Annotated in this window: 18 protein-coding genes; 8 read left to right on the top strand and 10 right to left on the bottom strand. The window is 72.6% G+C overall.

The features are described 5' to 3' along the window. Positions 1 to 90: 90 nt before the first annotated feature. On the top strand, positions 91 to 252 hold the full coding sequence (locus ACFWB8_RS13205; protein ID WP_385225337.1) for a hypothetical protein: 162 nt from the start codon (positions 91 to 93) through the stop codon (positions 250 to 252). Positions 253 to 307: 55 nt separating this feature from the next. Here ACFWB8_RS13205 and ACFWB8_RS13200 read toward each other — a convergent pair whose 3' ends face one another. From ACFWB8_RS13200 to ACFWB8_RS13180, 5 genes are all read right to left on the bottom strand, one after another. Then, entirely contained in the window at positions 308 to 763 is a 456-nt protein-coding gene (locus ACFWB8_RS13200; protein ID WP_385225335.1) for a hypothetical protein, read from the bottom strand. A gap of 356 nt (positions 764 to 1119) precedes the next feature. Further along, positions 1120 to 1569: an ATP-binding protein gene (locus ACFWB8_RS13195; protein ID WP_385225333.1), complete on the bottom strand. Its 450-nt coding sequence runs from the start codon at positions 1567 to 1569 to the stop codon at positions 1120 to 1122. A 312-nt stretch (positions 1570 to 1881) separates the two neighbouring features. Further along, positions 1882 to 2868 carry an acyl-CoA dehydrogenase family protein gene (locus tag ACFWB8_RS13190; protein WP_385225331.1) on the bottom strand — a complete coding sequence of 329 codons (987 nt, stop codon included), beginning with the start codon at positions 2866 to 2868 and terminating at the stop codon, positions 1882 to 1884. 5 nt (positions 2869 to 2873) lie between these two features. Then, positions 2874 to 4037 (bottom strand): acyl-CoA dehydrogenase, encoded by a 1164-nt coding sequence (locus ACFWB8_RS13185; RefSeq protein WP_385225329.1) that lies wholly within the window; start codon positions 4035 to 4037, stop codon positions 2874 to 2876. Then, positions 4037 to 5269: an amidohydrolase family protein gene (locus tag ACFWB8_RS13180; RefSeq protein ID WP_385225327.1), complete on the bottom strand. Its 1233-nt coding sequence runs from the start codon at positions 5267 to 5269 to the stop codon at positions 4037 to 4039. Before ACFWB8_RS13180 ends, ACFWB8_RS13185 begins: the two co-directional genes overlap by 1 nt. 145 nt (positions 5270 to 5414) lie before the next feature. Between ACFWB8_RS13180 and ACFWB8_RS13175 the strand changes: the two genes are divergently transcribed. Next, a complete protein-coding gene (locus ACFWB8_RS13175; protein WP_385225454.1) occupies positions 5415 to 6962 on the top strand; it encodes a class I adenylate-forming enzyme family protein in 1548 nt (515 codons plus the stop codon). A gap of 61 nt (positions 6963 to 7023) precedes the next feature. Here the strand turns inward: ACFWB8_RS13175 and ACFWB8_RS13170 are convergent, their stop codons facing one another. Then, entirely contained in the window at positions 7024 to 7548 is a 525-nt protein-coding gene (locus tag ACFWB8_RS13170; RefSeq protein WP_385225325.1) for an EF-hand domain-containing protein, read from the bottom strand. A 321-nt stretch (positions 7549 to 7869) separates the two neighbouring features. On the opposite strand from ACFWB8_RS13170, the gene ACFWB8_RS13165 reads away from it, so the two are divergent. Then, a complete protein-coding gene (locus tag ACFWB8_RS13165; protein ID WP_385225452.1) occupies positions 7870 to 8433 on the top strand; it encodes a sigma-70 family RNA polymerase sigma factor in 564 nt (187 codons plus the stop codon). Then, on the top strand, positions 8430 to 9698 hold the full coding sequence (locus ACFWB8_RS13160; protein ID WP_385225323.1) for a maleylpyruvate isomerase N-terminal domain-containing protein: 1269 nt from the start codon (positions 8430 to 8432) through the stop codon (positions 9696 to 9698). The genes ACFWB8_RS13165 and ACFWB8_RS13160 overlap by 4 nt, the downstream gene beginning before the upstream one ends. 39 nt (positions 9699 to 9737) lie before the next feature. On the opposite strand, the gene purU is transcribed toward ACFWB8_RS13160, so the two are convergent. Both purU and ACFWB8_RS13150 read right to left on the bottom strand, forming a co-directional pair. Next, on the bottom strand, positions 9738 to 10613 hold the full coding sequence (purU, locus tag ACFWB8_RS13155; protein ID WP_385225321.1) for a formyltetrahydrofolate deformylase: 876 nt from the start codon (positions 10611 to 10613) through the stop codon (positions 9738 to 9740). A 14-nt stretch (positions 10614 to 10627) separates the two neighbouring features. After that, entirely contained in the window at positions 10628 to 11074 is a 447-nt protein-coding gene (locus tag ACFWB8_RS13150; RefSeq protein ID WP_385225450.1) for a hypothetical protein, read from the bottom strand. A 195-nt stretch (positions 11075 to 11269) separates the two neighbouring features. Between ACFWB8_RS13150 and ACFWB8_RS13145 the strand changes: the two genes are divergently transcribed. Beyond that, positions 11270 to 12547: an ABC transporter substrate-binding protein gene (locus tag ACFWB8_RS13145; protein WP_385225319.1), complete on the top strand. Its 1278-nt coding sequence runs from the start codon at positions 11270 to 11272 to the stop codon at positions 12545 to 12547. A gap of 48 nt (positions 12548 to 12595) precedes the next feature. On the opposite strand, the gene ACFWB8_RS13140 is transcribed toward ACFWB8_RS13145, so the two are convergent. Beyond that, positions 12596 to 14002 (bottom strand): hypothetical protein, encoded by a 1407-nt coding sequence (locus ACFWB8_RS13140; RefSeq protein WP_385225317.1) that lies wholly within the window; start codon positions 14000 to 14002, stop codon positions 12596 to 12598. A 114-nt stretch (positions 14003 to 14116) separates the two neighbouring features. Then, positions 14117 to 15499, bottom strand: a complete 1383-nt coding sequence (locus tag ACFWB8_RS13135) for a transcriptional regulator (protein ID WP_385225315.1) — start codon at positions 15497 to 15499, stop codon at positions 14117 to 14119. Between the two features lie 233 nt (positions 15500 to 15732). Between ACFWB8_RS13135 and ACFWB8_RS13130 the strand changes: the two genes are divergently transcribed. The 3 genes from ACFWB8_RS13130 (at position 15733) to ACFWB8_RS13120 (ending at position 19011) form a co-directional block, all read left to right on the top strand. Continuing rightward, positions 15733 to 16401, top strand: a complete 669-nt coding sequence (locus ACFWB8_RS13130) for a bifunctional DNA primase/polymerase (protein ID WP_385225313.1) — start codon at positions 15733 to 15735, stop codon at positions 16399 to 16401. Positions 16402 to 16534: 133 nt separating this feature from the next. Further along, positions 16535 to 17410: an ABC transporter ATP-binding protein gene (locus tag ACFWB8_RS13125; protein ID WP_385225311.1), complete on the top strand. Its 876-nt coding sequence runs from the start codon at positions 16535 to 16537 to the stop codon at positions 17408 to 17410. Next, positions 17407 to 19011: a transporter gene (locus tag ACFWB8_RS13120; protein ID WP_385225309.1), complete on the top strand. Its 1605-nt coding sequence runs from the start codon at positions 17407 to 17409 to the stop codon at positions 19009 to 19011. The genes ACFWB8_RS13125 and ACFWB8_RS13120 overlap by 4 nt, the downstream gene beginning before the upstream one ends. The last annotated feature ends 45 nt before the right edge of the window (positions 19012 to 19056 follow it).

The raw sequence follows: 19056 nt of genomic DNA, 5'->3' as shown, positions 1-19056 counted from the left end.
AACCCCCCGCGGATGCCGTCGCCGCCAACCAGCCGACGAGCGCGGCCACGGCCACCGCCGGGAACGGGAAGTCGCAGCCGAACACCGGCGGTGGCGAGGTCAACCACGAGGTCACCCTCGAATGTCCTCGGCACCGGCCAGTCGCGGGTCTACTACAACCTCCGAACGAACAAGATGGAGCGGGTCACGCTGCCCTGGAAGAAGACCGAGACCATCACCCCGACGAAGATGTGCCAGCACCTGGTGAAGTGAGGTCCCCCGGGCCGCGCACGCACCGAAGACGCGGCGGCCCGCGGTCTGTCTGGACTCAACTGGAGCGCGCGATCCCTCCGACGACGAACCAGATGACCCAAAGGACGGGCAGCAGACCGACATAGGCGAGCGGCCGCGCGTGGACCGGCGGCCCCTCGTCGAGCGGCACCCGCCCCGGCGCCGGTTCGGACAGCGGCAGCTTGGCGAACCTCATGGCGGCGATGAGGTTCCACACCAGCGTGAAGGGCGTGAAGATGAACAGGGAGAACGGGCTCCACCAGCCCTGACACAGCGTCTTCGTGGTCATCACCCGCACCGTCGCCCGCCCGCACCGCCGGCACAGCGGACCGTCGACGCGATGGAAGCGCATCAGGACGAGCACCCCCACATGAGCCCGCACCGCAAAGTCCGCGGCGTCCGCCGCCCCGCACCCCCGACAGGCGGTCGGCCGCGGCGCGGCCCCCCAGAGCGGGCCGTTGTGATTCTGCGGTGGTGTGGTGGTGGTGGTCATGAACAAGCCTCCGAAACAAGCAAAAGCAGGATGAGCAAACCCGGAACCCGCCTCCCGCCAAGCGACTTTCCGCCCCGCAAACTAACCCGCGCGCCCCCACCGCTCCCGACGCACCCCCACGGACGCCGGCCGGCGCGGAACTCACGCCGGCTTGGCGGTGCAGGCCGTCGACAGCGAATGACGCACGGCGGTCGGGGTCCTGCGGGTGGCGGCGTGCGCGCGTGCACGCCCCGAGCGCGGCACGGCAGCCGCCACCCCGCGACCCGCACTCGTCAAGGCAAGGACCCTTGGCGTCCCCTCGCGACGAATCGCTCCACACCAGGGTGATCAACAGGTGACGAACCGTCAACACCTCGTTAGAGGTACACGCGCGGTTCCCGGGCCGGGGTGTGAATTTCCGTCGCGTCGCAGGCTTCCTTGGACGCACGGTCGATCTCGCACCAGATCTGCTTGCCCCCGCCCTCGCGCTGCCAGCCCCAGCGGTCCGCCAGGCCGTCCACCAGCTCCAGGCCGCGGCCGCCCGTGTCGTCCCCGGCCGCCTGACGGCGGGCCGGCGCCCGGTCGCTCGCGTCCGCGACCTCGACCCGTACGCCGGGGCCGCCGAAGAGCATCCGCAGCACGGCCGGGCAGCCGGTGTGGACGACCGCATTGGTGACCAGCTCGGAGATCAGCAGGATCAGCGTCTCGGCGAGCGGCTCGTCATCCCCTATGCCCGACCCCGCGAGCCGCGACCGCGCCCATCGACGGGCCCGGCCGACCTCGGCGGGATCCGGTCCTACCTCCAGCTGAACCTGAAGCACCTGCACCGCTCACACCATCCGAACCGGCGGACACTTCGCCTCGCGACAGGACGGGATCACCGAGCGTGACCCCCTTGCGGAGCAGCATGGTTGACGTACAGTCACCACAACAAGCGCTTCGGGCATATTCCAGCGCGAAAGAGTAGGCGTGGTGCATACTGTGCGGCGCTCGCGCCGCTCAACCGCTCGCATTCGTGGGAGCGTACCGGAGCAGGCCCCCGCCTCAGGGCCGTAAGAGGGCGAGCGAAGGACACAAACCGATATCAACTCTCCGTAATCGGACATGCGTCCCTCGTCGTCCTTCCCGTGCCCCTCCCGTCACAAGGAGCTACGCAACAGCTCCGCCGCCAACAGCTCCTCCGCCTGCGCCGCCGTGCGCCACTGCTCCGCCCGCGCCCAGGCCCGCTTCAGGTGCAGGTGCACGTCCGCCTCCCACGTGAAGCCCATCCCGCCGTGCACCTGGAGGCAGTCCCGGGCGCCCTGTACGGCTGCCTCGTCCGCCAGCAGCTTCGCGGCCGCCACCTCGCCCGCGTCGGCCGTCACCGCCGCCGCGTAGACCGCCGTACGGGCCACCTCCGCCCGGACCAGCATCTGGGCGCACAGGTGCTTGACCGCCTGGAACGCCCCGATCGGCTGCCCGAACTGCTCGCGCTGTCCCGCGTACTCCACGGCCAGCTCCACGGTCCGCAGCGCGCTGCCGACCTGGAGGGCCGCCGTCAGCAGCGCCCCCTCCTCCCGGTACGCCGCCACGTCCCACGGCGCCCCCGGCGTCCCCGGCGCCCCCGGCCCCCCCGGCACCCGGTGCAGCGGCGTCAGCGGGTCCGCCGAGCGCACCGGCCGCCCCGCAGGGACCGCGGCCCCGGCCGGGGCCCCGAGCACCGCGTCGGCCTCCGCCAGGTACGCCACCAGCGGCCCCCCGAGGTCGAAGGCCGTCACCACCGCCGTCCCGGAGGCGGCCCCCGGCACCACCCCGGCGGCCAGGTGCGTGGCCACCAGCGGCCCCGGCAGCAGCGCCCGCCCGGCCTCCTCGAAGACCAGGACGGCCTCGGGCAGGCCCAGCCCCACCCCGCCGTCGGCCTCCGGCAGCCGCAGCGCGAAGAACCCGGCCTCGCCGAGCTCCCGCCACAGCTTCCGGTCGACCACACCCGCACCACCGCCACCACCGCCACCGCCACCGGCAGCGCCGGCGCCGGCGCCCGCACCGTCCACCGCCGCGCGCAGCGCCCCGCGCCCGTACCGCCCGGCCAGCAGGTCCCGTACCCCTGCGCGCAGGTCCCGCTGGTCCTGCGTCGGCTGGAAGTCCATCCCGCTCACCGTCCCTTCGGGAGGCCGAGGATCCGCTCGGCGACGATGTTGCGCTGGATCTGCGAGGTGCCGGCCGCGATGCTGTAGGACAGCGACGAGAGCCGGTCCAGGGTCCACTCCTCGTCCAGGGAGAGGGACGAGGCCCCCAGGACCTCCGCCGCCGTGTCGTACAGCTCCTGGCGGGCGTGCGAGTACGCCAGCTTGAACACGGAGCCGCCGATGCCGGGCACCCCGCCGCTGCGCCCGGACTCGCTGACGTTCCACTGGGTGAGCCGCCACAGGGCGCCGAACTCCCCGTACAGCCGCCCGAGGCGGCGCCGCAGCACCGGGTCGTCCCAGCGGCCGTTCGCCCTGGCCGTACGCGCGAGCTCGGCCAGCGTCCGGCGGCAGGCGACGACCTCGCCGACGAAGGCGGTGCCGCGCTCGAAGGACAGCGTGACCATGGTGACCCGCCAGCCGTCGTTCTCGGCGCCGACGCGGTTGGCGACCGGCACCCGCACCTCGTCCAGGAACACCTCCGCGAACTCGGTCGTCCCGGCGAGCGTGCGCAGCGGCCTGATCTCCACCCCCGGCGCGTCCATCGGCATGGCCAGCCAGGAGATCCCGCGGTGTTTGGGGACCGACGCGCTGACGGGCTCCGTCCGCACCAGCAGTTCGCACCAGTCCGCGACCTCCGCGTGCGAGGTCCAGATCTTCGACCCGGTGATCACGTACTCGTCGCCGTCGCGGACGGCCCGCGTCCGCAGCGAGGCCAGGTCGGAGCCGGCGTCCGGCTCGCTGAACCCCTGGCACCACACCTCGTCGCCGCGCAGTACGGGCGGCAGCCAGCGCGCCCGCTGCTCGGCCGTGCCCTCGGCGGCGATGGTCGGTCCGGCGTGCAGCAGCCCGACGAAGTTCGCGCCGACGTACGGGGCTCCCGCGCGCTCGCTCTCCTCCAGGAAGATCAGGTGCTGGGTCGGGGTGGCCCCGCGGCCGCCGGCGTCGACGGGCCAGTGCAGGCCCGCGTACCCGGCGTCGTACAGCCGGCGCTGCCAGCCGAGGTCGTACGCGCGGCGGCCCGGCCAGTCGTCGGGCGAGGGCTTGGCGGGGAGCCCGGGGAGGACCTCGGCGAGCCACTCGCGCAGGCGTGCCCGGAAGTCCTCCTCCTCCTGCGTGTAGGTCAGGTCCACTACTCGGCCCGGCCCTTGCCCAGGCCGGAGTCCAGGTCCAGGTCGCGGTCGAGATCGAGGCCGAGCATGCGGATGGCGTTGCCGCGCATCAGCTTGTAGACCGTCTCGTCGTCGAGGCCCTTGACGTGGTCGAGGGCGACCTCCTTGGTGTGCGGGAAGGTCGAGTCCACGTGCGGGTAGTCGGTCTCGAAGGTGGCGTTGTCGCGGCCGACGACGTCGAGCGAGGCGATGCCGTGCTTGTCGCGGAAGAAGCAGCAGAACATCTGCCGGTAGTAGTAGGTGGACGGCGGCTCGGGGATCAGGTCCTTGACCCCGCCCCAGGCGCGGTGCTCCTGCCACACGTCGTCGGCGCGCTCCAGGGCGTACGGGATCCAGCCCATCTGGCCCTCGCTGTACGCCAGTTTGAGCGCCGGGAACTTCACCAGCACGCCGCTGAACAGGAAGTCCATCATCGAGGCCATGGCGTTGTTGAAGCTGAGCGAGGCCTGCACGGCGGGCGGCGCGTCGGGGGAGGCGGCGGGCATCTGGGAGCTGGACCCGATGTGCATGTTGACCACCGTGCCGGTCTCCTGGCAGACGGCGAAGAAGGGGTCCCAGTAGCCGGAGTGGATCGACGGCAGGCCCAGGTGGGTCGGGATCTCGGAGAAGGTCACCGCGCGCACCCCGCGGGCGGCGTTGCGCCGGATCTCGGCGACGGCGAGGTCGATGTCCCAGAGCGGGATGATGCACAGCGGGATCAGCCGGCCGCCGCTGTCGCCGCACCACTCCTCGACCATCCAGTCGTTGTACGCGCGCACGCAGGCGAGCGCGACCTCCTTGTCGTGGGCCTCCGCGAAGGTCTGGCCGCAAAAGCGCGGGAAGGTCGGGAAGCACAGGGACGCCTCGACGTGGTTGAGGTCCATGTCCAGCAGCCGCGCCTTGGGGTCCCAGCAGCCGCGGCGCATCTCCTCGCGGGTGATCCCCTCCAGGGTCATGTCGTCGCGGTCGAAGCCGACGGCGGCGATGTTGCGCTTGTACGGGAACTTCAGGTCCTCGTAGATCCACCAGTCGGTCGGCGGGCCGTCCGGGTCCATGGTGATCACGTACTTGCCGCCGGTGTAGGCGAGTTCGCCGATGCCGGCGGTGAGCGCCTTGGGGCCGCGGTCGCGGTACTTGGCCGGCAGCCACACGTCGAAGAGGTGCGCGGGCTCGATGACGTGGTCGTCGACGCTGATGATCCGAGGCAGTTCCATGGTGTCCGTGTCCCCTCGCCAATCTGATGGATCGTCAGAAACAAGCTAGACCCGCCACCCCTGGACCGACAAGCGCCGGAGCCCTACGCTCTCCGCTGGATCTGACTATCCGTCAGCTATGGGGAGGTCTGGGATGACGTCTGGGATGACGGACACCGCGGGAGAGCTGAGCCGGTCCGCGACCCTGTGGGCGCTGGTCGTCCGCCGGGCCGCGCTGACCCCGCACGCCACCGTCCTGATCGAGGCCGCCGAGGACCCCGCCGACGACCGCCGGCTGACCTTCGGGGAGCTGCGCGACCGCTCGGAGCGGGTCGCGGCGGGGCTGTACGGCATGGGGGTCCGCCCGGGCACGGTCGTCGCCTGGCAACTGCCGACCCGCATCGAGACCGTGCTGCTCTCGGTCGCCCTCGCCCGCATCGGCGCCGTCCAGTCCCCCGTCATCCCCTTCTACCGGGACCGCGAGGTCGGCTTCGCGCTGCGCGAGTCCAAGGCCGAGTTCTTCGCCGTCCCGGGCCTCTGGCGGGGCTTCGACCACCTCGCCATGGCCCGGCGGCTCGACGCGCGGGGCGTCTTCGAGGCGTACGAGGCCCTGCCCGAGGGCGACCCCGCCGTACTCCCCCCGCCCCCCGCCGACGGCACGGACGTACGGTGGATCTACTGGACCTCAGGCACCACCTCCGACCCCAAGGGCGTCCTGCACACCGACCGCTCACTGATCGCGGGCGGCTCCTGCCTGGCGCACGCCCTGCACCTGAGCCCGGCCGACGTCGGCTCGATGGCCTTCCCCTTCGCGCACATCGCCGGACCCGACTACACGGTGATGCTGCTGCTGTACGGCTTCCCCGCCGTGCTGTTCGAGAAGTTCGCGATGCCCGGCGCACTGGACGGCTACCGGCGCCACGGGGTGACGGTGGCGGGCGGCTCGACCGCCTTCTACTCCATGTTCCTGGCCGAGCAGCGCAAGGACCCGGCCGCCAAGCTGATCCCGACCCTGCGCCTGCTCGCGGGCGGCGGCGCCCCCAAACCCCCGGAGATCTATTACGCGGTCGTGCGCGAGCTGGGCTGCCAGCTGACCCACGGCTACGGCATGACCGAGGTCCCGATGATCACGATGGGCGCCCCGGACGACACCGCGCGGAACCTCGCCACCACCGAGGGCCGCCCCCCGGCGGGCATGTCCATCCGCATCACCGGCCCGGACGGCGAGGTGCTCCCGGCGGGGACGGACGGGGAGGTGCGGCTGCGCGGCGAGGCCGTCTGCCAGGGGTACTTGAACCGGGACCAGTCGGCGGAGGTCTTCGACCCCGACGGCTACCTGATCACCGGCGACCTGGGCCACCTCACCGAGGACGGCTACCTGGTCCTCACCGGCCGCAGCAAGGACGTCATCATCCGCAAGGGCGAGAACATCTCGGCCAAGGAGATCGAGGACCTGCTCCACCTGCTCCCGGGCATAGCCGACGCCGCGGTCATCGGCCTCCCCGACCAGGACCGCGGCGAGCGCGTCTGCGCCGTGGTCGAACAGCCCCCGGGCGCGGCCCCCCTGACCCTGGCGCAGCTGACGTCGCACCTGCGCGGCCAGGGCCTGGCCACGCACAAGCTCCCCGAGCAGCTCGAACTGGTCGAGGCGCTCCCCCGCAACGACGCCCTGCGCAAGGTGCTGAAGTACAAGCTCCGTGAGCGGTACGCGTAGCGGGCGGGGCCGGGGCCCCGCCCGCAACGGGCGTCACGCGTTCCGCGTCACGTGTCACGCATTACGCGTCCGGGGCCTCCACGCCGCAGTAGCCGGCGAAGGCCTTCAGGATCTCGTCCTCCGAGATGCGGCCGTCGCCGTCCGCGTCCAGGGCGGCGGCCAGCGGCTCCGCCAGTTCGGGCGCGGTACCGAGGACGCGCAGGACGCGGGCCGCCGAGGCCGGGGTCGCGCCGGCGCCCGCGCCGTCCTCGTCCGCCACGGCGATCACGGCCCGCAGGAACGGCCGGGCGATCTCCGCGAAACGCTCCGGGTTGTCCCGCAGCCGCTTCGCCGCGCCGGTGACGAACTCCTCGCGGGAGACCCGCTGGTCACCGTCCACGTCGGCGATGCCGGCCATGCCCTGCCAGAACGCCTCGGCGCCCGCGAAGACGGCCTGACCCTTGTCGGAGCGGGCCGTCGTCCCGAATTCGGCCAGCACGCTCTTGGCTGCCGTACTGAAGTCCTCACGATCGATATAGCCGGATTTGTCCTGGTCGAAGGTGGCGAATCGGGAGGCGATCTTGCGCTCGTACTCTGCGCTGTCCATATTCGGCGTTCCGCCTTCACATGTGCGTGGGGTTCAGATCAAGACAATGCAGGAGCGTACGGCCTTCGTGGCCTGCGCGTTAAGCGAAGAGGTCAACCAGGTGGCCGCATCGAACCAGCGCACGGGGAGCGCGGCGGGGCGCGTACACGTGTGCGTGCCCGTGGGTCCATGTGTCCTACCGCGCCGCACACTTCACCCGCCGCGACGCGTCTATCACGCAGTGCGCTCGTCCGGGGCGAGGTTCTCGCAAAACGGGCGCACCCGGCCGTGTGCCGACTACATTCGATGGGTCGACACACGGCCGCACGCCTGGGGGCACTGATGCCGAAGGACGTACCACCGCGCTGGGACCGCCGCATGCAGCAGCGTCTCGCCCGCGGCGAGGCCGCCGCGCTCGGGGAGTTGTACGACCGCTTCGCCTCGCTCGTGCACAGCCTGGCGCACCGCGTGCTGGGCGACGAGAAGGCCGCGGACCGGATCACCCGCGAGGTGTTCGGCTACATCTGGGAGAACCCGGACGCGTACGACCCCAAGCAGGGCTCCATGCGTTCCTGGGTCGCCCGGATCACCCAGGGCCAGGCCGTCGCCCGGCTGCGCCAGGCCGAACTGGGCCGCGGCTCGCGCGAGGAGCTGGAGCAGAAGGTGCGCAGCGCCAATGCCGCGGCCCGCGCGGACTACATCGTCACCTCCATGCCCGCGCCCTTGCGTGCCGCGCTCGAACTCGCGTACTTCAAGCGCCGGGACTACCGCCAGGCCGCCGCCGATCTGCAGATCAGCGAGGACGAGGCCCGGCGCCGGCTGCGCCTGGGGCTGCAGTTGCTGTCGACCGCCAACGCCCTCCCGCAGGAGGACGCCGCCCAGCCCGGATATGGAAGCCCCCGATGAACGGCCCCGCCGAGTCGCCCGACGACGGATACCAGCGGCCCGGCGGCGCGGCGCGGATACCGGGCCCGCGCGGACCCGCCGACGACCTCGACCCGCGGCACGCGCCGCAGCCCCTGCCGGAGCCCGTGCCGATGCCGCTGCCGCTGCCGACGCCGTCCGTGCCCCCGCCGACGCATGCCGTACTGAAGTCCCTGCTCGGCGCCTGGGCGCTCGCGGCGTGTTCCGCGGAGGAGACGCAGGCCGTCGAGGACCACCTCACCGAGTGCGCGCCGTGCGCCGAGGAGGCGCTGCGGCTGCGCGACGCGGTGGGGCTGCTGCACCCGGAGGAGAGCCTCGACCTCAAGCCGCTGCTGCGTTCGCGCGTACTGGAGGACTGCCTGGGCAAGCGGCCGGCCCGGATCCCGGTGCCGGGGTGGGCGACCCCGTACGACACCGAGACGGCGCGGCTCGACGCGCTGCTGCGCGACTTCGGGGACTCGGAGTGGCACACCCCGGTGCGGCTGAAGTGGTTCGAGGAGGAGCGGCGGCAGTCGCACCGGACCACCGTCGCGGGGGTGATCGGGCACCTGCTGTCGGTGGACGGCATCATCGCTACCGCGCTGGGACTCGACGACCCGCTGGGTCCGCAGGCACCGGCGGGCGGGCCGGGGGCCCGTACGGAGCACTTCTGGAGCTCCTCCCCGTACCCGACCACGCGGCAGGTCCGCGAGCCCTGGCGTGAGCAGGGCCACACCCTGATCCGTACGGTGTCCTTCGCCGGCCGGGGCGTCGCCGAGCTGGCGGTGGACTACGGCTCGTTCGCGCTGCCGCTCGGGGACGCCTTCCTGGAGCGGGCCTTCGAGTGCTGGGTGCACGCGTGGGACATCGCGGAGGCCGTGGACTACCCGTACGACCCGCCGTCCGGGCCGCACCTGCACCGGATGATCGACCTGGCGGCGCGGCTCCTGCCGGCCGCGCTGGCCGTACGCCGGCGGGCCGGGCTCGCCTCCCCGGCGCGCGGCCTGGTCGCGGCGGGCGCCCCCGGGCGGACCCTGCACCTGGAGATCGAGGGCGCGGGCGGGGGCGGCTGGGACATCGCCCTGGACTCCCCCGCGGCCAGGCCTTCGCCGGACCACACGGTGGCGCGGATCGCGTTGGACGGGGCGGAGTTCTGCCAGTTGGCCGCGGGGCACATCTCGCCGGAGGAGGCGGCCGTCGGGCAGCACGGCGACCGCGAGGCCATCCGCGACGTCCTCTTCGCCGCCGCGTCCCTGAGCCGCCTCTAGGCCCGCTTCGGTTTCGAGCCGCCCGCGAGACCCGCGTCCCTACGCGAAGACGACGGTGCGGGTGCCGTTCAGGAGGACCCGGTGTTCGCTGTGCCACTTCACCGCGCGGGCCAGCGCCTGGCACTCCACGTCGCGGCCGACGGCCACCAGCTGGTCGGGGGTGACCTCGTGGCCGACGCGCTCGACCTCCTGCTCGATGATCGGGCCCTCGTCGAGGTCGGCCGTCACGTAGTGCGCGGTCGCGCCGATCAGCTTCACACCGCGCGCGTGCGCCTGGTGGTACGGCTTGGCGCCCTTGAAGCTCGGCAGGAACGAGTGGTGGATGTTGATGATCCGCCCGCTCAGCTCCTTGCACAGGGTGTCCGACAGCACCTGCATGTACCGGGCCAGGACCACCAGCTCGACGTTCTCCGCACGCACCAGCTCCAGCAGCTGCGCCTCGGCCGCGGCCTTCGTGTCCTTCGTCACCGGGATGTGCACGAACGGGACGTCGTACGAGCCGACGAGCTCGGCGAAGTCCGTGTGGTTGGACACCACGGCCGCGATCTCGACCGGCAGCGCCCCGATCCGCGAGCGGAACAGCAGGTCGTTGAGGCAGTGCCCGAACTTCGACACCATCAGCACGATCCGCATGCGCTCGTCCGCGCGGTGGATCTGCCAGTCCATGCGGAAGCCGTCGCCGATGGCGGCGAAGCTGGCCCGCAGCTTGTCCACCGTCACCGACTCCTCCGCCGAGAAGTGGACCCGCATGAAGAAGAGGCCGGTGTCCCGGTCACCGAACTGACGGCTGTCCTCGATGTTGCACCCGGTCATGAAGAGGTAGCTGGACACCGCGTGCACGATGCCCTGCTTGTCGGGGCAGGAGAGGGTCAGCACGTACTGCTGGGACTGCTGGGGATGGGTGTCGTCGCTCATGACGGCACAGCCTTTCACACCGCGCGGGTGAGGATCTTCAGCACTTCTATAGACCGGGGCCGCGCGTCCGGATCGTCGCCGTCCGCCGTCGCCAGCCGTACGTGCGCCTCGCGCGCGGCGCGTACCGCCTCGGGCCAGGCGTGGTGCTCCAGGTAGCCGGAGACCGGGGCGTCGGGGCCGATCTGGTGCAGGATCCGCAGCACCCGCAGCACCGCGAGGTCGACCAGAGCCGCCTCCTGGGAGTCGCGGAAGATCGTGCCGACGTACTTCTCCGCGGACCAGCTGTCGAGCCAGGTGTCCTCGACGAGCCGGTACACGGCGTCGGTGACGTCCCCGTACCCCTCGGCGCCGGCCAGCCAGATCTCTTCCTGGAACGCCGGATCGGAAAGCATGTGCAGCGCCGAGCGCACGTTGCTGCGCCAGCGCCACCACGGCATGTCGTTGAGGGGCATGCCGCCCATGGTGGAGGAGCGGCCGCCACGGCGGGAAGAGTTCTTCGAACCTTGGGCGAATGTCACGCTTGCGATCGTACGTTCATCTCTTGCGCGATCTTGAAGCGCCTGTGCACGGCCGCCCCCCGCAATTCACCTGCGCGCCACCTCATGTTGTGTACACCTCACACTTGAGTTCCCCGCGGGGCGGAATCGTTCGTGACCATGACCGATCGGCGACGCACGGCAGCCCTGTACCGCACCTTCGTGGCCACCGCGGCGGGTGCGTGTCTCGTCGCCGGATGCGGGGCGCTCCCCGGAGGCCCGGGGGGCTCCGGGGAGTCCGCCATCACCGTCATGACCTTCGCGCCCGAGGACTCCAAGGCGACCAACATGCCCGGAATGCCCGCCATGGCCAAGGCGTATGAACGCTGGGTCAACTCCAAGGGCGGCATCAACGGCCACAAGCTCCGCGTCCTGACCTGCAACGAGCACAACACGGCCGTCGGCGCCGCCGACTGCGCCCGCAAGGCCATCGCCGAGAAAGCCGTCGCCGTCGTCGGCTCGTACAGCCAGCACGGGCGCGCCTTCATGGCCCCGCTGGAGGCCGAGGGCATCCCCTTCATCGGCGGGTACGGGGTCTCCTCCGAGGAATTCCAGTCCACCCTCTCCTACCCCGTCAACGGCGGCCAGCCGGTCCTCCTCGCGGGCGCCGGCCACCAGCTGGGCCGCGCCTGCGGCGAGGTGGCGCTGGTGCGCCCCGACACCCTCGCGGGCGACTCGCTGCCGGTGCTGCTCAACGCCGGCCTCAAGACCAACAAGATGGCGGAGGCCGACGACATCCGGGCCGACGAGGACTCCGCCGACTTCGCCCCGCAGGCCCGCGAGGCGCTCGCCGGCTCCTCCGGCGGCAAGGACAGGGGCTGCGTGGCCGCCGTGCTCGGCGAGCACACCGAGACCTTCTTCGACGCCTTCCGGCGCGCCGACGTCCAGCACAAGAAGCCGCAGATCTCCTCGGTGCTCGGCTCGGTCAGCCAGTCCGTCGTGGACCGCACCGGCGGCAAGGACAGCCCCTTCGAAGGCGCGTACCTGACCAGCTGGTACCCGGTGTCCACCGACCCGCTCTGGGCTCCGATGCGGCAGGTGATCTCCGACCAGGGCTTCGGCGAGGACAGCCTCGACGCCGACGACACCGGGGCGCAGACCACCTGGATCGCGTACACGGTGCTGAGCGAGGTCGTGAAGCGGTTCAAGGACGGTGACCGCATCACGGCGCGCAAGCTCGCCCGCGCCCTGAACCAGTCCCAGGCCGTCAAGACCGGCGGACTCACCCCGGAGCTGAGCTGGCGCTACCAGGACATGCGGGCCGTCGCCGGCTTCCCGCGCATCGTGAACGGCCAGGTCACCTTCCAGATCGTCCAGCAGGGCCGCCTCGTCGCCCAGCCGGGCGAGCAGCCCATGGACATGACCCCGGCCCTGGAACAGGCCCCGCGCGCGAACTAGACGCGACCGGGGCTCGACGCAGACGCGACCGGGACGGACTGGAGCGGACTAGAGCTGGGACTTGTCGCGCTTGGTCAGGCCGTACTTGGCCGCGATGGCGTTCCACTGGGCCGCCGCGGAGTCCTTGGCCTTGGTGGCCTCGCCGCTCGACTTGTTGGCCTCGGAGGCGTTGCCCGTGGACTTGGCCTTGCCGTCCTTGCACTTTTCCTTGTCGTGGTTCACGTCGTCCGCCCAGTCCGCATAGCTGTTGTCGGCGTCCGCGGAGGCCTGCCAGGCCTTGGTGAGGGCGGCCGTGAGCTTCGCGTTGTCCGGCAGCTTGTCCACCTTCAGCTCCTGGAGCCGGGTCACCAGCTCCTCGCGCTGGCGGGCCGCGCCCCGCAGGTCGGTGGCCGCCTGGTCGAGGTTGCGGCATCCCTTGATGTCGTCCACGGCGCGGATCACGTTGGCGCGGCTGTCGTTGCTGTCCGCGAGGAGCTTGTCCAGCTGGACCGCCTGGGGCTGCGCCGGGTCGAGCGGGGCCTCGCCGGGGGCCGCGGAGCCCTTGGCGGTGGTGGGCGGGGCGGCCACCGCGCCGGGGTCGCTGTTCTGCGGCTTGCCGCCGCCGTCGCCGAGCAGCGAGCCGACGCCGAGCCCGGCCACCACCAGCCCGATGACACCGGCGGCGATGATCGCGGGCGAGACCCTGCGGGGGCTGTGGGGCGCGGGCGGCTGGAACTGCTGCTGGGGCGTCGCGTACTGCGGCGGCTGCGGCTGGAACTGCGGCGCCGGCGCCGGAGGCTGCTGGAACTGCGGCGGGTACTGCTGATGCTGCTGGGGCGGTACGGGGCCCTGCCCGCGCGGCGGGTACGGGCGCGGCTGCGGCTGGCGCAGCACGGGCTCCTGGACCGGCGGAAGGTGCTGGGTGTGCCCGTCGGCGCCGGGAGGGTCGTTGCGGAACAGCCCGTCGAAGCCCGCGGCCGGATCCGGGCCCGGCCCGGCGGGGACGGGCGCGATGTACTGGGTGGCCGCCTCCTCGTGCGCGGGGGCGGCGGGGGCGGCCGGGACCGGCGCGATGTACTGGGTCGCCGCCTCCTCGTGCGCGGGGGCGGCGGGAGCGGCCGGGACCGGCGGGATGTACTGGGTGGCCGCCTCCTCGTGCGGGGCGGCCGGCACGGGCGGTATGTACTGCGTGACCGCCTCGGGCAGCGGCGGGTAGCCGTACCCGTGCGGATCGCCCGGCCCCTCGTAGCCGGGCCCGACGACGTGCCCGGGCTGCTGGCCCGGCGGCTGCTGCTGCGGCTGCGGCACTGCCTGCGGGTACGGGTAGGGCTGCGGGTACCCGTACGCGGGACCGCCCTGCTGCTGCTCCGAACGGCCCGGCTCGGCCGTCGGGTCCGGCGGGCCCCACGGCGTACCGGCCTGTGGGGTGGGCTGCGGGCCGTTGCCCTGGCCGTTCCCCTGTCCGCTCTCCGTCACCGGGACTCCTTCTCCGACCTGTCCGAACCTACGGAACCGTCGGCTCACGCTACCCGGTCATCCGCCACCGGCGTCAGGCCCACCCCGGCCCACCCGTGACCCGGTCCGCCGCCGTCAGGCGACCACCGCCTCCAGACGGGCCCCGAACTCCCTCACCGCGGCCTCTTCCCGGTACGGCTCCAGCCGCTGCCGGAAGTCCTCCAGGTACTCCGCGCCCCGGTTCGAGCGCAGCCCCGACAGCAGGTCCGCCGCCTTGGTGGCCGTCTGGCAGGCCTGCTCCACCTCGCGCTGCTGGACCTGGGCCGTCGCCAGCAGCAGCAGTCCGATGGCCCGGCGGCGCTCCTTGCCCTCCGGCAGCGCCCGCAGGGCCTCCTGCGCGCGCCGGCCCGCCGCGTCGGCCTGGCCCAGGTCCCGGTGGCAGTGGGCCAGTTCGTCCGCGAGGTACCCGGTGTCGAAGTGCCGGATCCACGGCGGGTCGTCGCCCGACTCCGGCTCCGCCCGCTCCAGCGCGGTGACCGCCCGGGAGGACAGCACCGCAGTCGCGCGGCCGTCGCCCAGCAGGGCGTGCCCGCGCGCCTCGGCGGCGTAGAACATCGCCTCCACCCGCGGGGTGACCTGCCCGCGGGTGCCCTCCTGGGCGGCCCGGGCGAGCTGGGCGATCTCCCGCGGATTGCCCAGCTCGGCGGCGAGGTGGCTCATGGACGCCGCCAGCACGTACCCGCCGTACGCGCGGTCGCCGGCCGCCTGGGCGAGGCGCAGTGCCTGGATGTAGTAGCGCTGGGCCAGGCCCGGCTGGCCGGTGTCCACCGCCATGTAGCCCGCGAGTTCGGTCAGGCGGGCCACGGCCGCGAACAGCGCCCGCCCGACCGGCTCCCGGTACGAGCCGCCGATCAGCCCGGACACCACGGAGTTGAGGTAGTGCACGACGACGGGCCGCACGTGCCCGCTGCCGAAGCGGTGGTCGAGGACCTTGAGCGCCTCGGTGGTGGCCCGTACGGCCCCCACGTCGGGCATGCCGACGCGGGAGCCGCCGCTGCGGGCGACCTGCGCGTCGGCCCCGGTGATCAGCCAGTCGCGGCTGGGCTCGACGAGGGCGGAGGCGGCCACGGAGGACCCGGACAGGAAGTCGCGGCGGCCCACGTCGCTGCGCCACAGCTCGCAGACCTGCTCGATCGCGCCGATGACGGTCGGGGAGAACTGCAGGCCGACGCCGGAGGCGAGGTTCTTGCCGTTGGCCATGCCGATCTCGTCGATGGTGACGGTCCGGCCCAGCTTGCGCCCGAGCGCCTCGGCGATGATCCCCGGCGCCCGGCCGCGCGGCTGCTGGCCGCGCAGCCAGCGGGCGACGGAGGTCTTGTCGTAGCGCAGGTCGAGACCGTGCTCGGCGCCGCACATGTTGACGCGCCGGGCGAGCCCGGCGTTGGAGCACCCGGCTTCCTGGATGAGCGCCTGCAGCCGTTCGTTCGGCTGGCGGGCGACGAGAGGCCTGGCTGCCATGAAAAACCCCCTGAAGCCACGGGCGAGCGATGGAATGATCACTTCCCGCCTGATGTGCGGAGAATCTTCCCCTCTGCGACGAGTCGTTACCCACCTCCGGCGCCCGGACCTCCCACGCGCCCCCGTCCGTGCGTCGATGCGCCCCGTATGCAGGATCGATGCACCGGCCACCGGCGGGTTTACGCCCGTAACCCCCGGTGACCGCAAGAGTTGTGATGCACGTGGAAGAGACCATGGCAGTCACGGAGACCGCACCCATCCCCAAGCAGCGCGGCGAGCAGCTGCTGGACCATGCCGTGCGGTACACGGAAGAACGGCACTGGGACGTCTTCGCCGGCACCTGGCTGGAGTCCTCGGAGGGCCGGGAGAAGTGCTCCTGCGGGAAGGAGGACTGCCCGGCTCCGGGTGCGCACCCGACCGTGAAGGACTGGGCGGCGCAGGCCTCGGGCAGCGCGGTGCAGGTCCGGCGGATCTGGGGCAAGCACTCCGCGGCCTCGATCCTGCTGCCGACGGGCCGCACCTTCGACGCGCTGGACGTGCCGGACTCCGCGGGCTTCCTCGCCCTCGCGCGGCTCCAGCGGATGCAGCGCACGCTCGGGCCGGTGACCGTCACGCCGGACCACCGGATGATGTTCTTCGTCCTGCCGGGCGCCGGGATCAAGGTGGCGGACCTGCTGCGCAAGATCGGCTGGCAGCCCTCCCAGCTCGATCTGGCGGCACGCGGCGAGGGCGAGTACGTGGCCGCGCCGCCGACCCGTTACGGCGGGCGCGGCTCGGTCCAGTGGGCGCAGCCGCCGACGGCCGCGAACCGGTGGCTGCCGGACGTGGAGGAGCTCATCGACGCGCTGGCGTACGCGTGCGGCCGCGAGGCGGCGGCGGAGCGGGCACGGCGCCAGGCGTGACGCGTGTTCCGGCAGGTCAGAGCTTGGTGGATCCTCCCGGGAAACTCATGACATAAGTAACTGCTCGGCCTCTCCCCCGTCCTCCTATGGTGAGGAAAGTACGACCACGGGGAACAGAACGAGAGGCAGGCGCATGCCGGACCAGGGTGATGCGACGGGCGGGACGCACGGGACGGGTGGCGCGCGAACCGCGCCGGCCGCCGTACGGATAGAGGGTCTGTGGAAGCGCTTCGGCGAGCAGGTGGCCGTGGCGGGGATCGACCTCGTGGTGCCTGCGGGCCAGTTCATCGGCCTGGTCGGCCCCAACGGGGCCGGCAAGACGACGACGCTGTCCATGGTGACCGGGCTGCTGCGCCCGGACATGGGGCGCGTCATCGTCGCCGGGCACGACGTGTGGGCGGACCCCACCGAGGTGAAGTCCCGCATCGGCGTCCTGCCGGAGGGCCTGCGCCTCTTCGAGCGGCTGTCGGGACGCGAACTGCTCGGGTACATGGGCCGGTTGCGCGGCCTGTCCGGCGAGGAGACCGACAAGCGGGCGACGCAGCTGCTGGACGTCCTCGACCTCGCGGGCTCCCAGCACAAGCTGGTCGTGGACTACTCGACGGGCATGCGGAAGAAGATCGGCCTGGCGGCCGCCCTGCTGCACAACCCGGAAGTGCTGTTCCTGGACGAGCCGTTCGAGGGCGTGGACCCGGTGTCGGCGCAGACCATCCGCGGGGTGCTGGAGCGCTACACCGCCTCCGGGGCCACCGTCGTCTTCTCCTCCCACGTGATGGAGCTGGTCGAGTCGCTGTGCGACTGGGTGGCCGTGATGGCCGCCGGCCGGATCCGGGCCGCGGGCCCGCTGGCCGACGTACGGGGCGGGGCGCCTTCGCTGCAGGCCGCGTTCCTGGAGCTGGTCGGCGCGCAGGGCCGGGCCTCCGGCGACTCGCTGGACTGGCTCGGCGGCGGAAACGGCGCGGGCAACGGCACGACCGGCGGCGGCGCGACCGAGGCGGCCGCCCGATGAGCACCACCGCCGTCCCGCTGACCCCGATCTTCGTCCGGCTCAAGCTCTCCCTGATGAAGAACGGCCTGAAGGGCTCCTCGAAGCGCAAGGCCGCCTGGATCACCAGCCTCGTCTTCGCCCTCGTGGTCGGCTTCTTCATCACCCTCGGCCTGGCCCTGCTGCACGGCAACGCCCACGCGGGCACCGTCGTCGTCCTGCTGGCCGCGCTCCTCGCGCTCGGCTGGGCGTTCATGCCGCTGTTCTTCCCCACCGGTGACGAGACGCTCGACCCGAGCCGGCTCGTCATGCTGCCGCTGCGCCCGCGACCGCTCGTACGGGCCCTGCTCGCCTCCTCCCTGATCGGGATCGGCCCGCTGTTCACGCTCTGCCTGGCCGTCGGGTCGGTGGTGGCCGTCGCGCGAGGCGCCGCCGGCGCGGTGGCCGCGGTGGTGGCGGCGCCGCTGCTCCTGCTGGGCTGCGTCACGCTCGCCCGCGCCGTGGCCACGGCGAACGTACGGCTCCTGACCAGCCGCAAGGGACGCGACCTGGCCGTGCTCAGCGGACTGCTGATCGCGGTGGGCGGGCAGCTGGTCAACTTCGGCAGCCAGCGGCTGTTCCAGGAGGGCGGGCTGGAGACCCTGGAGCCCGCCGAGGCCGTGGTCCGCTGGCTGCCGCCCGCGACCGCCGTCGGCATGGTGGACTCCGCGAGCGAGGGCTCGTACGGGGTGGCCGCGGCCCAACTGGCCCTCACCCTGGCCGCCCTGGCCCTGCTGCTCCGGTTCTGGGAGCGCAGCCTGACCAAGCTGATGGTCACCCCCGACGGTTCGACCCTCACGGCGGCGAAGCCGGAGAAGGAACGCGGCAACGCGGGCGGCGGCCTGTGGGCCCTGCTGCCCGACAACCGCACGGGCGCGGCCATGCAGCGCACCCTGCGCTACGTCGTCCGCGACCCGAAGACCAAGTCGGCCTGGGTCACGGCCCTGGCGATCGGCGCGATCGTCCCGGTCTTCAACGCCCTGCAGGGCACCGGCTCGGTGTACCTCGCCTGCTTCGGCGCGGGGATGCTCGGCATCCAGATGTACAACCAGTTCGGCCAGGACACCTCGGCGTTCTGGATGGTCGCGCAGACCATCTCGAACCGGCAGGACGCGTACGTCGAACTGAGCGCCCGGGCCTGCGCCCTGGCCCTGGTCACCGTCCCGTACACCGTCCTGGTCACGGCGGTCACCGCCGCCCTCGTCGGCAACTGGCGGGGCTTCCCGCCGGCGTTGGGCCTCGCCCTGGCCCTGCTCGGCTCGATGCTGTGCACCGGCGCGCTGGCCTCGGCCCGCTACCCGTACTCCATCCCGACGGAGGGCGCCTTCAAGAACGTCGCCCCGGGGCAGGCCGGGCTCGCCTGGATGGGCATCTTCGGCGGGATGGCCGCCTCGGCGGTGATCTGCGCCCCGATGATCGTCCTGACCGTCTACCTCCACGGCGCGGACCGCGGGTCCCTCGCCTGGATCCTGCTCCCCCTGGGCATGGCCTGGGGCACCCTGACCGCCTGGGCCGGCCTGCGGCTGGCCGCCCCGACGGTGGCCCGCAAGCTCCCGGAGATCCTGGTGGCGGTGAGCAAGGGCTGAGGCCCGGGCGGGGCGGACCGGCCCCGCCCGGGTAGCGTGGGGATC

The organism is Streptomyces sp. NPDC060031, from assembly GCF_042736805.1.
Taxonomy (GTDB): Bacteria; Actinomycetota; Actinomycetes; order Streptomycetales; family Streptomycetaceae; genus Streptomyces.
The sequence above is the reverse complement of the archived record's forward strand: the minus strand, read 5'-3'. Positions and strand labels throughout refer to the sequence as shown.

What these genes read in the sequence shown, in the direction of transcription:
- ACFWB8_RS13120 (WP_385225309.1), top strand. Translation starts at nt 17,407, where the DNA reads ATGAGCACCACCGCCGTCCCGCTGACCCCGATCTTCGTCCGGCTCAAG.
- ACFWB8_RS13175 (WP_385225454.1), top strand. Translation starts at nt 5,415, where the DNA reads ATGACGGACACCGCGGGAGAGCTGAGCCGGTCCGCGACCCTGTGGGCG.
- ACFWB8_RS13170 (WP_385225325.1), bottom strand. Translation starts at nt 7,548, where the DNA reads ATGGACAGCGCAGAGTACGAGCGCAAGATCGCCTCCCGATTCGCCACC.
- ACFWB8_RS13145 (WP_385225319.1), top strand. Translation starts at nt 11,270, where the DNA reads ATGACCGATCGGCGACGCACGGCAGCCCTGTACCGCACCTTCGTGGCC.
- ACFWB8_RS13200 (WP_385225335.1), bottom strand. Translation starts at nt 763, where the DNA reads ATGACCACCACCACCACACCACCGCAGAATCACAACGGCCCGCTCTGG.
- ACFWB8_RS13130 (WP_385225313.1), top strand. Translation starts at nt 15,733, where the DNA reads ATGGCAGTCACGGAGACCGCACCCATCCCCAAGCAGCGCGGCGAGCAG.
- ACFWB8_RS13135 (WP_385225315.1), bottom strand. Translation starts at nt 15,499, where the DNA reads ATGGCAGCCAGGCCTCTCGTCGCCCGCCAGCCGAACGAACGGCTGCAG.
- ACFWB8_RS13125 (WP_385225311.1), top strand. Translation starts at nt 16,535, where the DNA reads ATGCCGGACCAGGGTGATGCGACGGGCGGGACGCACGGGACGGGTGGC.
- ACFWB8_RS13150 (WP_385225450.1), bottom strand. Translation starts at nt 11,074, where the DNA reads ATGGGCGGCATGCCCCTCAACGACATGCCGTGGTGGCGCTGGCGCAGC.
- ACFWB8_RS13160 (WP_385225323.1), top strand. Translation starts at nt 8,430, where the DNA reads ATGAACGGCCCCGCCGAGTCGCCCGACGACGGATACCAGCGGCCCGGC.
- ACFWB8_RS13190 (WP_385225331.1), bottom strand. Translation starts at nt 2,868, where the DNA reads ATGGACTTCCAGCCGACGCAGGACCAGCGGGACCTGCGCGCAGGGGTA.
- purU (WP_385225321.1), bottom strand. Translation starts at nt 10,613, where the DNA reads ATGAGCGACGACACCCATCCCCAGCAGTCCCAGCAGTACGTGCTGACC.
- ACFWB8_RS13165 (WP_385225452.1), top strand. Translation starts at nt 7,870, where the DNA reads ATGCCGAAGGACGTACCACCGCGCTGGGACCGCCGCATGCAGCAGCGT.
- ACFWB8_RS13180 (WP_385225327.1), bottom strand. Translation starts at nt 5,269, where the DNA reads ATGGAACTGCCTCGGATCATCAGCGTCGACGACCACGTCATCGAGCCC.